Source organism: Pseudomonas sp. PS01297, assembly GCF_029959305.1.
In the GTDB taxonomy this organism is placed as follows: Bacteria; Pseudomonadota; Gammaproteobacteria; order Pseudomonadales; family Pseudomonadaceae; genus Aquipseudomonas; species Aquipseudomonas helleri.
Genome location: NZ_JASCPQ010000017.1, coordinates 51920 through 65699, shown reverse-complemented (window position 1 = coordinate 65699; position 13780 = coordinate 51920). Strand labels below are relative to the sequence as shown.

General features: G+C 57.1%; 14 protein-coding genes. 4 read left to right on the top strand and 10 right to left on the bottom strand.

Translation table 11 applies throughout. The features are described 5' to 3' along the window. Positions 1–448 precede the first annotated feature (448 nt). From QMX84_RS08160 to QMX84_RS08150, 3 genes are read left to right on the top strand one after another with little or no spacing between them, the layout of a single operon-like run. Positions 449–1870: a di-heme oxidoredictase family protein gene (locus QMX84_RS08160; protein WP_282363548.1), complete on the top strand. Its 1422-nt coding sequence runs from the start codon at positions 449–451 to the stop codon at positions 1868–1870. A gap of 26 nt (positions 1871–1896) precedes the next feature. Further along, positions 1897–2961, top strand: a complete 1065-nt coding sequence (locus QMX84_RS08155; protein ID WP_282363546.1) for an imelysin family protein — start codon at positions 1897–1899, stop codon at positions 2959–2961. A 14-nt stretch (positions 2962–2975) separates the two neighbouring features. Further along, the gene (locus QMX84_RS08150) at positions 2976–4070 is read left to right on the top strand and encodes a DUF1513 domain-containing protein (protein ID WP_153335511.1); all 1095 of its coding nucleotides are present in this window, start codon (positions 2976–2978) and stop codon (positions 4068–4070) included. 111 nt (positions 4071–4181) lie between these two features. On the opposite strand, the gene QMX84_RS08145 is transcribed toward QMX84_RS08150, so the two are convergent. The 9 genes from QMX84_RS08145 to QMX84_RS08105 form a co-directional block, all read right to left on the bottom strand. Further along, positions 4182–4403, bottom strand: coding sequence for a hypothetical protein (locus tag QMX84_RS08145; protein ID WP_048369637.1), 222 nt, complete (start codon positions 4401–4403; stop codon positions 4182–4184). Further along, entirely contained in the window at positions 4403–5119 is a 717-nt protein-coding gene (locus QMX84_RS08140; RefSeq protein ID WP_282363545.1) for a lipopolysaccharide kinase InaA family protein, read from the bottom strand. The genes QMX84_RS08145 and QMX84_RS08140 overlap by 1 nt, the downstream gene beginning before the upstream one ends. A gap of 3 nt (positions 5120–5122) precedes the next feature. Further along, positions 5123–5803 (bottom strand): class I SAM-dependent methyltransferase, encoded by a 681-nt coding sequence (locus QMX84_RS08135; protein ID WP_282363544.1) that lies wholly within the window; start codon positions 5801–5803, stop codon positions 5123–5125. A gap of 201 nt (positions 5804–6004) precedes the next feature. Continuing rightward, a complete protein-coding gene (locus QMX84_RS08130; RefSeq protein ID WP_153335515.1) occupies positions 6005–7285 on the bottom strand; it encodes a HAMP domain-containing sensor histidine kinase in 1281 nt (426 codons plus the stop codon). Beyond that, positions 7275–7958: a two-component system response regulator ColR gene (gene colR / locus QMX84_RS08125; protein WP_048369631.1), complete on the bottom strand. Its 684-nt coding sequence runs from the start codon at positions 7956–7958 to the stop codon at positions 7275–7277. The genes QMX84_RS08130 and colR overlap by 11 nt, the downstream gene beginning before the upstream one ends. Positions 7959–8268: 310 nt before the next feature. Beyond that, positions 8269–9912 (bottom strand): chaperonin GroEL, encoded by a 1644-nt coding sequence (gene groL, locus QMX84_RS08120; RefSeq protein WP_153335516.1) that lies wholly within the window; start codon positions 9910–9912, stop codon positions 8269–8271. 49 nt (positions 9913–9961) lie between these two features. After that, complete coding sequence (locus QMX84_RS08115; RefSeq protein WP_016779794.1) at positions 9962–10255, bottom strand: co-chaperone GroES; 294 nt, start codon at positions 10253–10255, stop codon at positions 9962–9964. Between the two features lie 247 nt (positions 10256–10502). After that, entirely contained in the window at positions 10503–10976 is a 474-nt protein-coding gene (locus QMX84_RS08110; protein WP_048386665.1) for an FxsA family protein, read from the bottom strand. A gap of 71 nt (positions 10977–11047) precedes the next feature. Next, positions 11048–11773: a HugZ family protein gene (locus QMX84_RS08105; protein WP_282363543.1), complete on the bottom strand. Its 726-nt coding sequence runs from the start codon at positions 11771–11773 to the stop codon at positions 11048–11050. 51 nt (positions 11774–11824) lie between these two features. Between QMX84_RS08105 and QMX84_RS08100 the strand changes: the two genes are divergently transcribed. Further along, positions 11825–12583 (top strand): SDR family oxidoreductase, encoded by a 759-nt coding sequence (locus QMX84_RS08100; protein WP_282363542.1) that lies wholly within the window; start codon positions 11825–11827, stop codon positions 12581–12583. A 96-nt stretch (positions 12584–12679) separates the two neighbouring features. Here QMX84_RS08100 and QMX84_RS08095 read toward each other — a convergent pair whose 3' ends face one another. Then, a complete protein-coding gene (locus tag QMX84_RS08095) occupies positions 12680–13693 on the bottom strand; it encodes a DUF481 domain-containing protein (protein WP_048369621.1) in 1014 nt (337 codons plus the stop codon). Positions 13694–13780 lie beyond the last annotated feature (87 nt).

Sequence of the window (13780 nt, the reverse complement as noted above, 5' to 3'; positions counted from 1 at the left end):
AGCTTGTCTCGCGATCTTTTCAAGATCAAAAGATCGCGAGACAAGCTCGCTCCTACAGTGGGAAAGTCGAGCAGAGTATTGTCAGTTCTTTATGGCGGCCGGGGGTTGCAGACAATAAGAACCATAAGGATCTGTCTGGCATTTATAAGCAAGTTCAGGGCTGTAGGTTCCAGGAGATAGCCGGCTGTTTGTACATGCAGAAACGGCCATCACTGTGACTAAGACGATAAGCACTTTCATGTTCGCTCCGTTTTTAGCCAGCATGGACTTTGCGGAAAAAGACGTATATCGCTTGTATCTGATTATCAGGTGGGAAATACCTGCTGTATTACTGAGTTTGTAGGCCCTGATCCTGATCGACCCAACCAAACGCTAATTCCTCTTATTTCAATTCACCTTCCCTGATAAACTTTCGCCCCTCGATTTTGCTGACTGGTCTGGACGTTTGATGCCTTCGTTGCCTCTGCGCCTGTCTTTGCTGCTGGCCTTGGGGCTGGCTGGCTGTGATGAGGCGCCGCGCTTTACTCAACCCGAGCCCGGCGAAGCCCGCTCTGGAGGGGACACGACGGTGTTTAAAACCGATCGCAATGCCTTTTCGATGCCGTCTGCGAATCTGTCGCCCACTCAACGGCTGGATTTCAGCGTCGGCAACAGTTTTTTCCGCAGCCCGTGGGTGATTGCACCTTCCACCACCACGGCGCGTGACGGGTTAGGCCCGCTGTTTAATACCAATGCCTGCCAAAACTGCCATATCCGCGACGGTCGCGGGCATCCGCCAGCGCCTGATGCCAAGAATGCGGTGTCGATGCTGGTGCGTCTGTCGATTCCCAATGAGCCCACTTACGCCAAGCTGATCGAGCAAACCGGCATCGTCCCCGAGCCGGTGTACGGTGGCCAGTTGCAAGACATGGCGGTGCCGGGTGTCGCCCCGGAAGGCAAGGTGCGGGTTGACTATGAAGCGGTGCCTGTACGCTTCAAGGACGGCACCGAAGTCCAGTTGCGCAAGCCCTTGCTGCAGATCACTCAGTTGGGCTACGGACCCATGCATCCCGATACGCGGTTCTCGGCGCGCATTGCCCCACCGATGATTGGCTTGGGGTTGCTTGAGGCCATCCCCGAAGAAGCGATTCTGGCCAATTCCCAGGCCAATAAAAATGACGCGGGCATTAACGGGCGACCTAACCGGGTGTGGGATGACGCTCAGCAAAAGACGGTTTTAGGCCGTTTTGGCTGGAAAGCAGGCCAACCGGACCTCAATCAACAAAATGTTCACGCCTTTTCTGGTGATATGGGGCTCACCACCAGCCTGAGACCGTTTGATGATTGCACCCCCGCGCAAACCGACTGCCTGGCAGCGCCCAACGGCAATGGCCCGGATGGCGAACCCGAGGTCAGTGACAACATTCTGCGTCTCGTCGAGTTTTACACCCGCAACCTCGCCGTGCCTGCGCGCCGTGATGTCGATTCGCCGCAGGTGCTGGCCGGTAAAAACCTGTTCTATCAGGCCGGCTGCGTCTCATGTCATACGCCAAAGTTCACCACCTCGGCCAACGCCGCCGAACCTGAGCTGGCCAATCAGGTCATTTACCCGTACAGCGATCTGCTGCTACACAACATGGGGCCGGGCCTTGCCGATAACCGCACCGAGTTCGCCGCCTCGGGCAGCGATTGGCGCACACCGCCACTGTGGGGCATTGGTTTGACCCAGACCGTGAGCGGGCACACTCAGTTTTTGCACGATGGTCGTGCACGCAACCTGCTCGAAGCCGTGCTGTGGCACGGCGGTGAGGCCGAACCGGCCAAGCAGCAGGTGTTGCAATTTAATGCCGAGCAGCGCGCTGCGTTGCTGGCGTTCCTGAATTCTCTTTAACGCCTTATAAGATCGGGGACCCCGACATGTTCAGACCCAAACTCTTGTTCACCAGCCTGGCAGCTATCGCTTTGGCAGCCTGCTCGCCGCAAGATCAGCAAGCCGTCACTTCGGCAGCTATCGCCAAGCAGGTGATTCTGCCGACCTACAGCCGCTGGGTAGAGGCCGACCGCCAACTGGCGATCAGCGCACTGGCTTACTGCGAAGGTAAAGAGACGCTTGAGACCGCTCGCGCCGACTTCCTGCACGCACAAAAAGCCTGGGCCGAACTGCAACCGTTGCTGATTGGCCCGCTGGCTGAAGGCAATCGCTCGTGGCAAGTGCAGTTCTGGCCAGACAAAAAGAACCTGGTGGGCCGTCAGGTTGAGCAACTGGTGGTGGCTCAACCACAGATCGATGCCGCCGCGCTAGCCAAGTCCAGCGTTGTCGTGCAAGGCCTGTCGGCCTATGAGTACATTTTGTTCGACAGCAATATCGACCTGGCTGACAGCGCGCAGAAAACCCGTTACTGCCCGCTGCTGACCGCCATTGGCGAGCGTCAAAAGCAACTGGCCGAAGAGATCCTGGCGAGCTGGAACAGCACTGACGGCATGTTGGCGCAGATGACCAAGTTCCCGAACCAGCGCTACGCCGATTCTCACGAGGCCATCGCCGATCTGCTGCGTGTGCAGGTAACGGCACTCGACACCCTGAAAAAGAAGCTCGGCACACCGATGGGTCGTCAGAGCAAAGGCATCCCGCAACCGTTGCAAGCCGACGCATGGCGCAGCCAGGCGTCCCTGCAAAGTCTCGCAGCCAGCCTCGCAGCGGCGCAAACCGTGTGGGCCGGGGTCGACAACAAAGGCTTGCGCGGCCTGTTGCCTGCTGAACAAAAGCCGTTGGCTGAAAAGATCGACGCTGCTTACGCGACATCGCTCAAGCTGTTCAACGACAATCAGCGCTCCCTCAATGAGCTGCTGGCTGACGACGCTGGCCGCGAGCAACTGAATGCCATCTACGACAGCCTCAATGTCGTACACCGTCTGCACGAAGGTGAACTGGCCAAGGCGTTGGGCATTCAACTGGGCTTTAACGCCAACGACGGCGATTGATGAAGGATGGTTCGATGATGCGCAGGCAAGCTCTCAAGCTCGGCGGTTTACTGCTGAGTGCCATTACCCTGGGTGGCTGGTCGCTGTCCAAACAAGGCCGCAGCCCGCTGCTCTTGAGTGCCCGTGACGATGTCGACGGCAATCACTTTGCCGTGGGCTATCGCCTGGATGGCACCCAGGTGTTCAGCACCCGGGTGAACCAGCGCTGCCATGACATCATCAACCACCCGACGTTGCCGATTGCCTTGTTTGTGGCACGCCGCCCCGGGACTGAGAGTTACCTGATCAGCCTCAAGGACGGGCAGTTGCTGCAAACCATCACCTCGCTGCCCAATCGCCATTTTTATGGTCACGCGGTGATCCATAAAGACGGCGAATGGTTGTACACCACCGAGAATGACACCAGCGATCCGGGGCGCGGCCTGTTGGGGGTTTACCGCTTTGAAAGCGAGCGCCTGGTGCATAGCGGCGAAATCCCGACCCACGGCGTGGGTCCGCACCAAGTGTCGTGGATGCCTGATGGTGAAACCCTGGTGGTGGCCAACGGCGGTATTCGTACCGAAGCTGAAAGCCGGGTTGAGATGAACCTCAATGCGATGGAGCCCAGCCTGGTGCTGATGCAGCGTGACGGTACGTTGCTGAGCAAAGAAACCCTGAGCCAGCAGATGAACAGCGTGCGCCATCTGGGCATTGCCACAGACGGCACCGTCGTCGCGTGTCAGCAGTTTATGGGCGACGCCCACGAATTGTCCGAGTTGTTGGCCATCAAGCGCCCCGGTCAGCCTTTTCAGCCGTTCCCGGTGGCGGAGCCGCAATTGCGAGCCATGGGCCATTACACGGCCAGTGTGGCGGTACACAGCGAGCTGCGCCTGGTGGCCTTGACGGCGCCGCGGGGTAACCGGTTTTTTGTCTGGGACCTGGACAGCGGCGCGTTGCGCCTGGATGCACCCCTGCCGGACTGTGCAGGCGTCGGTGCCGTGCAAGACGGGTTTGTGGTGACGTCAGGGCAAGGCCGCTGCCGCTTTTACGATTGCCGTAAAAGCGAGCTGATGGCCAAGCCTTTGGAGCTGCCTTCGGGGCTTTGGGATAATCATCTACACGTTGTGTAGAGCAATATTTGTAGCCGCTGCCGAAGGCTGCGATGAGGCGCGCAGCGCCTCCAGTTGTTGAAGGCCCTGCGGACCTTATCGCAGCCTTCGGCAGCGACTACGGCTTGTTTATTACGGCCTCATTCCCTGCTTCATTCCATACATGAACAGTAACAGGTCGTGATCGGGTTTCGCGTCTATCGCGACTTTGGCCACACGCGGGATCGGGCATTGCGCGTCGAATTGCGCACTGCTCAATACCTGCATCACGGGTGGTTGCCACGCCGCCACTGCCGCCGTGGCAATGGCCAAAGAGCCAAGCAAAAACAAACCTCGTGCTATTTCTCGCTTCATCACCGTAACCCTTTGATGGCGCTGCCAAACACCTTTTCATAAAAGTAGTTCAGTTTGTTCCAGTCGTCGGTATTCCACGACGAATGGCGGCGCAGCTGTTTGAGGTCGTGCGCGGCCGCTTTACGGGCCGTCAGCCGTTGCCGGCTTTTTTCAAGGTCCAGCAGCGCCACATCAACTTGAGCGCTTTCACCCGTGCCAGTCACCCGGACAAACACATGCTTGGCATACAGGCAGCCATGCTGCCAACGGCCCAGATGCATGCGTGCCAAGGTCGTGGCGATGGTTTCAAGCACCCGATCATGTATCGCCTCACCGTGAATGTCGCGTTCACCGGCAGCGTACCAGTTGTCTATTTCAATAAAATTTTCCAGCGCCGCGGTAACCAACAATGCACGCCACTGTTTATCTGCACCTTGTTGCGCCCCGCAATACACCAGCTCTGGCACACCCACCGCTAAACGGTTAAACGCCTGCAGCGCGTCACGCTCACGCAATACGGTCGGGCGACCCAACGGGTAACGCCAGCTGCGGTAGGTGTGTCCGACCTGACGTTTGACATAGAGCAAGCGGCCATTGGCCTCGTGAATCCGCTGTACACCACTTTCACCGCCACGACGCTGATTCGGTTCCTCTACCCACTCGCCTTGCTGCTGCCAGTAGAACTCAAAGCGGTTTTCAGTCGCGGTGTGGGATGGCGATACGGAATCAACGGTCATGCATTACCTCTTGCGCAGTATGTAAACCCGCCACATGGCGTAGAGCGGGATAAAATCCAAATGTTGTTGAACGCTAAAGCCAGCCTTTTCAAACTCGGCTTCAACAGTAGCAGCCGGTAACACAAAGCGGTTTTGGTAACTGTCGGCCCCAGCATCCTCAACCCGATGACGCTCAAGACGCTTGCGTCTCCAGGCCTTAACGTTGCCATCGACCCACAACGAAACAATCACGCTGTCTCGGCTAACCCGGTGAAACTCCTTTAACAGAGCCATCCGGTGGGTTGCATCGCCTATGTGATGCAGCAGGCGCATGCAAAAAATGCTGTCGACTGCGTTGTCCGGCAGGTCGATATCAAATGCAGATGTCTGCAAGTGCCGTACCCGTTTAACCACATCAGCCGGCTGGGCTATCGATGCCACTTCGAGCATGGACGGCGAATTGTCTGCGCCGATGATCATGCGGTTGTGTTTTTCAGCCAGCAGCGGCCAAAACCGCCCCGCCCCGCAAGGCAGGTCTAACACCACGCCCGGATCTCCAGCCAATGCCAAAGCTTTGCGCGCCAGTTGCACGTCGCGTTTATGTGAAAGGCGTCGTGCGAAACCATCTTGATGTTTAAGCAAGTACTCGATGGCGTGTTGCAGGTCATATTTTTCAGCAAATTCAAGTTTGATCGCGGTGCTCATGGTGGCTCTCCTGAAGCAATTACAGGCCACCTTAATCAAGAGAACGTGCGCATCAGGTCATCATGAGGTGAAAAAAATGTACGAGCGAGTCCATAAACGCTGTAGGGTTTTACAGACACAAGATACTGGCTCGGGGCCACTCTACGGACTAATGAGCCGTAGGAAAAGTGACCCGCAGACCGCAGGTCACGAATGGATAGCTCAGATGTCGGCGGGATTGAGTTCTACGTGGAAGCGGCAACCGTTGGGTTCCATGGTGGTCAGCGTCACTCGCCAGCCCTGGCTGTCGCAGATCCGCTGGACCAATGACAGGCCCAACCCAAGCCCTTCACCGCGTTTTTCGCCGCCCCGCACAAAGGGCTGAAACATCGCCTGACGCTTCTCTTCGGGGATGCCCACACCACTGTCCTCGACCACAAACCCGGTGGGCTCAAGGCTCAAGCGAATGAACCCGATGTCGGTGTAGTGCAAGGCATTGCGTAGCAGGTTGCCCATGACCGCATGCAAGAACGTCGCGTTGTAGCGGGTATCGAGCGGGTTGCCGGGGTCATAGATCAGTGTCAGCCCTTTCGCTTCGATAGGCCCCCGCCACAGGCTGATCAAGCCCTCGGCCACGGTCGTCAGGGTGACGGTCGGTGACATGGTGGCGTCTTCATGCTGCGCACGGGCGAGCATGAGGAAGGTTTGCACCAGCTCACGCATTTCTTCACAGGCGCGGGAAATTCGCTCCACTTGCGAGCGACTGCGCTGATCCAGCGACGGGCTTTCGAGCAACAGTTCGCAGGAACTCGCCAACACCATCAGCGGTGTACGCAATTCGTGACTCACGTCACTGGTAAACAGCCGCTCGCGGGTCAAAGTGTCACGCAGGCGGCCCAGGGTGGCGTCAAAGGCCACGGCCAGCTCACCCACTTCATCGGCGGCGTAATCGGGCGCCAGCGGCGGGGCCAGGCCCAACAGCTGTTCTCGATGGCGTACCTGGCGCGCCAGACGTACCACCGGCGCCATCACCCTGCGCGCCAGGACCCAGCCGAGGAAAACCGCCAGCGCCAGCGCCAGCACGAACCCGACCAGCACCACGGCGAACAGCACGCGTTCGCGCTCTTCAAAATCACTTTGGTCTTGCAGCAACACGTAGCGCCGCCCGTCGACTACCTCGACCATCGCGTGATACGACAGCTGATCACGGAACACCTCATGAAAGCCTGGTTCCAGGTGGCGCAAGTCTTTGGGCAAGGCAAAATCACCGCGCCCGCCGCTGTAGTAAAACAGTTGGTCGGGCTCAGGACGGTGGTTCCAGTCGCTGACGTTATCCATCAACAGCAGACGCTGCAGATCCCCGCCCAAGCCTGCTGAAATCAGTTTTTCTTCAACCAGGTGCACCGTGGCGACAATGCCCATGGCGAACGTCCCGGCCACCAGCGCACTCATCAGCGCAAAGGCGATGATGATCCGCTGGGCAAGGCTTTGCTTAAACTCCATCACGACTCTCGGCGAGACGATACCCCACGCCATGTACCGTTTGCAGCAAGGGCTTGTCGAACGGCTTGTCGATCACCTGACGCAACTGGTGAACGTGGCTGCGCAGGCTGTCGCTGTCCGGGCAATCATCGCCCCACAGGGCCTCTTCCAGCACTTCACGGCGCAGCACATGCGGGCTTTTTTGCATCAACACGGCCAGCAGTTTCAAGCCGACCGGGTTGAGCTTGAGCATGCGCCCTTCACGGGTGACTTCCAGGGTGTCGAGGTCGTAGCGCAAGTCTGCGACCTGCAACTCGCGACGGCCGCCGCCTTGCGCACGGCGCAGTACGGCCTCAATGCGCGCTGCCAGCTCGGACAAGGCGAAAGGTTTGAGCAGGTAGTCATCAGCACCGGACTTGAAGCCTTGCAGGCGATCATCCAGCTGGTCACGGGCCGTGAGCATGATGACCGGCGTGTCGCGACGGGCGTCTTCGCGCAGGCGCTTGCACAGTGTGTAGCCATCAATGCCCGGCAGCATGATGTCGAGCACGATCAAGTCATAGTGTTCAGTCGCGGCCAGATGCAACCCGGACAAGCCGTCCTGCGCGCAGTCAACGGTATACCCCTTAAGCCCCAGGTAGTCCGCCAGATTGGCGAGGATATCGCGATTGTCTTCAACCAATAAAATTCGCATGGGCACTTTTCTCCGTACGCAGTAACGGCCATCTCGGCCACGGCAGCTTAAGGCCAAGAGCCGCGCAGAGCCAGCGTTGTAGGGCGTTTACACGATTTAGTTAACGGCCGCGCGATGTTGACGAGTCTTTCACTCGACGCTCACACACTACCGACAACAGCGACTGCATACTCGTGCGCCCACAGGTGTTTTGTGGGTGGTAGATCAAGAGATCGCAGCCTGCGGCAGCTCCTACGGGATACTCATCAGGCACAAAAAAGCCCCGCCTGATCACTCAGGCGGGGCTTTTGCGTATCGGGGTAAGGCTGGCTTACATCATGCCGCCCATACCACCCATGCCGCCCATGTCTGGCATGCCGCCGCCAGCTGGTTTGTCTTCCTGGATCTCAGCGATCATCGCCTCAGTGGTGATCATCAGGCTGGCAATCGACGAAGCCGCTTGCAGAGCCGAACGAGTCACTTTAGCCGGGTCAAGGATACCCATTTCGATCATGTCGCCGTATTCGCCAGTGGCAGCGTTGTAACCGAAGTTACCCGAACCCTGCTTCACTTTGTCGACTACAACGCTTGGCTCGTCGCCGGAGTTGGAAACGATCTGGCGCAGAGGTGCTTCAACAGCACGACGCAGCAGCGCGATACCAACATTCTGATCGGCGTTGTCGCCTTTCAGGTCAGAGATTGCCTGCAGAGCGCGAACCAGTGCCACGCCACCGCCAGGTACCACGCCTTCTTCAACGGCTGCACGGGTCGCGTGCAGGGCGTCTTCAACGCGGGCTTTTTTCTCTTTCATTTCAACTTCGGAACCAGCGCCAACCTTGATCACTGCTACGCCGCCCGACAGCTTGGCCAGACGCTCTTGCAGTTTTTCACGGTCGTAGTCCGAGGTGGTGTCAGCCACTTGAGCACGGATCTGAGTCACACGTGCCTGGATGTCCGCTTCAACGCCAGCACCGTCGATGATGGTGGTGTTTTCTTTGGACAGGATTACGCGCTTGGCGTTACCCAGGTGCTCCAGAGTGGTGCTTTCCAGGCTCAGGCCGATCTCTTCGGAGATAACGGTACCGCCAGTCAGAACAGCGATGTCCTGCAGCATTGCTTTGCGACGGTCGCCGAAGCCAGGTGCTTTAACAGCAGCGACTTTAACGATACCGCGCATGTTGTTCACAACCAGAGTCGCCAGGGCTTCGCCTTCAACGTCTTCAGCCACGATCAGCAGTGGACGGCCGGCTTTGGCAACGGCTTCCAGGACTGGCAGCATTTCGCGGATGTTGGAGATCTTTTTGTCAACCAACAGGATCAGCGGGCCGTCCAGCTCAGCCACCATGGTGTCTGGCTTGTTAACGAAGTAAGGGGACAGGTAGCCACGGTCAAACTGCATGCCTTCAACCACAGACAGTTCGTTTTCCAGGCCCGAGCCTTCTTCAACGGTGATCACGCCTTCTTTGCCGACTTTAGCCATGGCTTCAGCAATGATGTCGCCGATGGAGCTGTCGGAGTTGGCAGAGATGGTACCCACCTGAGCGATTGCCTTGCTGTCAGCGCATGGCTTGGACAGTTGACGCAGCTCTTTGACAATGGCGATGGTCGCTTTGTCGATACCGCGTTTCAGGTCCATCGGGTTCATGCCGGCAGCGACGGCTTTCAGGCCTTCGTTGACAATCGACTGAGCCAGAACGGTTGCAGTGGTAGTACCGTCACCAGCGTCATCGTTAGCACGGGAGGCAACGTCTTTAACCAGTTGCGCGCCCATGTTTTCGAAGCGATCTTTCAGTTCGATTTCTTTGGCAACCGAAACACCGTCTTTGGTGATGGTCGGAGCGCCGAAGCTCTTCTCGATGATCACGTTGCGGCCTTTAGGGCCCAGTGTTGCTTTTACTGCGTCAGCCAGGACGTTGACACCGGCGAGCATTTTTTTACGGGCGGAATCGCCGAATTTAACTTCTTTAGCAGCCATGTTCGTTCTTCCTTAAATACTTTGTAGTAACGGGAAAAGGAGCGGGAAATCAGCCTTCGATAACAGCGAGAATCTCGTTCTCAGCCATTACCAGCAGGTCTTCGCCGTCGACTTTCACAGTGTTGCTGCCGGAGTAAGGGCCGAACACAACCTTGTCACCCACTTTCACGGCCAGCGCACGCACTTCACCGTTGTCCAGAACGCGGCCAGTACCCACAGCAATGACTTCACCGCTGTTGGCTTTCTCGGCAGCTGAACCCGGCAGAACGATACCGCCAGCGGTTTTCTTTTCTTCTTCGCTGCGACGGATTACGACGCGGTCATGCAGAGGACGAAGCTTCATTGTCGATCTCTCCTAATTGTGGTGTTCATCGGCCGGTGTCAATACCGGCTGGGTTTGCAAGTCCGGAAATGCCGGGTGTTAATCGCTGAAGGGTGCCTGCTGTTGCCAGCAAAACCCTGCGGTGCCAGTTACATAAGGGCGCATCCAGTGATTACAAGAGCGCCCAGACGAAATTTTTTACCTTTCGCACCGCGCAAAAACAAACACGGCACTCTTGAGTGCCGTGCTTAAGCCTTTACAGGGAAACTTACTTGTCGCGGTGTTCAAACTCGCCTTCGATCACATTGGGCTCACGGCCCACGGGTTGATGCGTGCCAGGGCGATGCGCCGTTTCAAATTCCTCGGCAAAGGCACGCTGGCGCATCGCTTGCTCTTCTGCACGTTTGCGCAAGCGATTGACCAGAAAATGACGAACCGGCGGGAGCAGCAACAGCAGACCGGCGATGTCGCTGATAAAACCCGGCAGTACCAACAAGCCGCCACCCAACGCCACCATCAGGCCTTGAAGCATTTGTTGAGCCGGCAGCTCACCACGATTGAGGCTTTCACGCGCACTCAAGGCGGTGGCCAAGCCCGCAACGCGTACTACCAGAACCCCGAACAAGGAGCCTGCGATGATCAGCAGCAACGCCGGGAAAAACCCGATAGCGGTGCTGACCTTGAAAAAGACGTACAGCTCTAGCACTGGAAACAACAGAAAGAGCAATAAAAAAGCGCGCATCAAATGATTCCTCTCCGGAAGAATATCTTCCAACACAGCTTAGATGACGGCGCGCCTTTGTGAATTCAAGGTTATGCCGTTTCTTTTTTAGGCCATTCACTTGCGCGAGCCAGCAAAACCAGCGCTTCGCGCACTTGTGTCGAAGTGTTACAAGCCTCTGGAAAGGCCAGCCAGTACACACTCTGACCAATGCGCAGATGCATGCCTTCGCTGTCCAGGCCGACCATTTCTGCAGGTGTAGTCTTTGGCAGCCCGGCCAGCTCAACGTAATGAGCGATGGCGTTAGCGTGATCGTCGTTCATGTGCTCGATCATGCGCACTTCAACTGGTCCGGCAAAAGGGTTGGCCAGTGTGAGTTGATCCACCCAGTGAATCGCACCAAAACCACCGATATAACGATGGCGCACCGGGTTGAGCACCCAAAAGTCGAAGTCATGGGCGGTGTGATAGCTCTGCGACTCCGGGAAATAGCGGTAGTAACGCTCAGCCGCGGCTTCAATGGCCGCCGGGTCAGTCAGTTGCTCGGCTTCGGCCAGGTAGGTCAGGCGTCCTACCGCCTGCACGTCTTCGGCGCCACGCTCACCCACCATCAGTGAGCACTTTGGGTCTTTGCGCAGGTTGTGGGTGTGCTGAGCGATCCGGCTGATCAGGATCAATGGCCGCCCTTGCTCATCAAGGCAATAAGGCACCATAGACCCAAAGGGGAACCCTGGCATTGCCTTGGAGAGCGTGGCCAACGCTCCACGGTATTCCTTGAGCAATAATTCTCGGGCATGCTTGGCTACTTCAACGCTCAACTTATGACTCCTTAATAAAAATCCGTCGAAACGGTCGAGATCAGGGCACTCATGCAACTAAAAGACAAAGTAATCATTATCACTGGCGGCTGCCAAGGGCTAGGTCGCGCCATGGCCGAGTACCTGGCGGCCAAGGGCGCCAAGCTGGCTTTGGTGGACCTGAACCCGGAAAAACTCGAGCTCGCCGTTGCGGCCTGTCAGGCCCACGGAGTTCAAGCGCGGGCTTATTTGTGCAACGTCGCCGATGAAGAGCAGGTTACACAAACCGTGGGGCAAATTGCTGAAGACTTTGGCGCGATCAATGGTCTGGTGAACAACGCCGGGATCTTGCGTGATGGCCTGCTGTTGAAGGTCAAGGACGGCGTAGTCAGCAAAATGAGCCTGGCGCAGTGGCAAGCTGTTATCGACGTCAACTTGACCGGGGTTTTCCTGTGCACCCGTGAAGTGGCGGCGAAGATGGTCGAACTCAGCAGCCAGGGCGCGATTATCAATATTTCTTCCATCTCACGTGCTGGCAACGTTGGCCAAACCAACTACTCGGCCGCCAAGGCCGGTGTGGCAGCTGCGACCGTGACTTGGGCCAAAGAGCTGGCGCGTTACGGTATCCGTGTGGCGGGCATTGCTCCCGGGTTTATCGAAACCGAAATGACCTTGGGCATGAAGCCCGAAGCCCTGGAAAAAATGACTGCGGGCATCCCGCTGAAACGCATGGGCAAGGTCGAAGAAATTGCCCATTCAGCGGCGTATATCTTTGAAAACGACTATTACAGTGGCCGGATCCTGGAGCTGGATGGTGGTTTAAGGATTTAACCCCCGCCCTGCTGGAGCGGCCTGAGGCTACGATCTTTTGACGTTCAAGATCAAAAGATCGCGAGGCGAGCTCGCTCCTGCACAAGGGTCGTGGTGTTACCACATCACGCCAAAACCTGCGGTGTAGCGGGTTTTGTTGAGTGCGTTGTCTTTGCCGCTGCTACTGCCGATCAGGTCTTTTTCAGCCTTGAGGTTGAGCGATGCCCATTCGGTGACTTTGTAGCGCAAGCCAATTTCGGCGTCGAGGCTGTAGTCTGAATCCCCGCCCAGCGGCTTGCCCAGTTCACCGTTGGTAAAGATCGATACCGTTTTACCTACCAGGTAACGGTTGTAATCCCACTTCATGGCCAGCGAGTAGAAGTTGCTTTTACCGCCATCCGAGTATTCATAGTCGGTACGGTTCAGCAGTGAGCCCAAGGAAAACGCGCCCAGCTCGTCATCCCAGAACTGATAACCAGGACCAGTACCTACAGTGCGCTGACGGGAAATGTCTTCGATTCTGTCGCGGGTGTAGTTCAAGCGGCCCTGCCAGTACCAGTGCTCATCAATAAAGTGGTCAAGCGCGTATTCGGCATTCCAGTTGTTCGTGGTGACCACATCGTTCTGGGCCTCACGGTTGTAGGAAGCTTCGGCGTTGTGACGCCAGGCGCCGTGACGCGCCGAGGTTTTGAGGTCGATGTCGTAGTCGTCGGTGTCTTTGTCGGCGCGTTTGTAGTCCAGCGCGACGTCGACATTACCCTTCCAGACAAAGTCTTCGATCAGCGGTTTGGGTTTGACGATTTGCTGAATGCTCGCCAGCTCAACCGTTTTAGGCGCCTCGCCATTGGCCAGGATGACCTTGCCGTCTTCGGCCGCCTTGAGTGACTTAGCCTTTTCACCCACGTAGGCATCTTGTTTGACCAGCAGTTCCTGATCGCTTTCCAGGGTTTTGACTTGTTTCCAGTCAATCGGAATAGCGCCCGCATAGTCGGTCTGAATCAGCAACTTGCCCCCATCAAACACTTTTATCTTGCCGGACAGACGGTCGCCGTTCTTTAACCAGACCGTATCGGCGAGCAAAGGCGTGGACACATTCAAGACAGCAAGGCATAACAAGGTTCTGGACAACATAAGCAGATGCGAAACTCGGTTTTACGAAAGAATGACGGCATTATCCAGAAGGACACACCCCAAGCAAAGAAAGACCCGGTGTTTTTC

Bases quoted from the DNA above. Each gene is read 5' to 3' on its own strand.
- QMX84_RS08160 (WP_282363548.1), top strand. From the start codon at position 449: ATGCCTTCGTTGCCTCTGCGCCTGTCTTTGCTGCTGGCCTTGGGGCTG.
- QMX84_RS08155 (WP_282363546.1), top strand. From the start codon at position 1,897: ATGTTCAGACCCAAACTCTTGTTCACCAGCCTGGCAGCTATCGCTTTG.
- QMX84_RS08150 (WP_153335511.1), top strand. From the start codon at position 2,976: ATGATGCGCAGGCAAGCTCTCAAGCTCGGCGGTTTACTGCTGAGTGCC.
- QMX84_RS08145 (WP_048369637.1), bottom strand. From the start codon at position 4,403: ATGAAGCGAGAAATAGCACGAGGTTTGTTTTTGCTTGGCTCTTTGGCC.
- QMX84_RS08140 (WP_282363545.1), bottom strand. From the start codon at position 5,119: ATGACCGTTGATTCCGTATCGCCATCCCACACCGCGACTGAAAACCGC.
- QMX84_RS08135 (WP_282363544.1), bottom strand. From the start codon at position 5,803: ATGAGCACCGCGATCAAACTTGAATTTGCTGAAAAATATGACCTGCAA.
- QMX84_RS08130 (WP_153335515.1), bottom strand. From the start codon at position 7,285: ATGGAGTTTAAGCAAAGCCTTGCCCAGCGGATCATCATCGCCTTTGCG.
- colR (WP_048369631.1), bottom strand. From the start codon at position 7,958: ATGCGAATTTTATTGGTTGAAGACAATCGCGATATCCTCGCCAATCTG.
- groL (WP_153335516.1), bottom strand. From the start codon at position 9,912: ATGGCTGCTAAAGAAGTTAAATTCGGCGATTCCGCCCGTAAAAAAATG.
- QMX84_RS08115 (WP_016779794.1), bottom strand. From the start codon at position 10,255: ATGAAGCTTCGTCCTCTGCATGACCGCGTCGTAATCCGTCGCAGCGAA.
- QMX84_RS08110 (WP_048386665.1), bottom strand. From the start codon at position 10,976: ATGCGCGCTTTTTTATTGCTCTTTCTGTTGTTTCCAGTGCTAGAGCTG.
- QMX84_RS08100 (WP_282363542.1), top strand. From the start codon at position 11,825: ATGCAACTAAAAGACAAAGTAATCATTATCACTGGCGGCTGCCAAGGG.
- QMX84_RS08095 (WP_048369621.1), bottom strand. From the start codon at position 13,693: ATGTTGTCCAGAACCTTGTTATGCCTTGCTGTCTTGAATGTGTCCACG.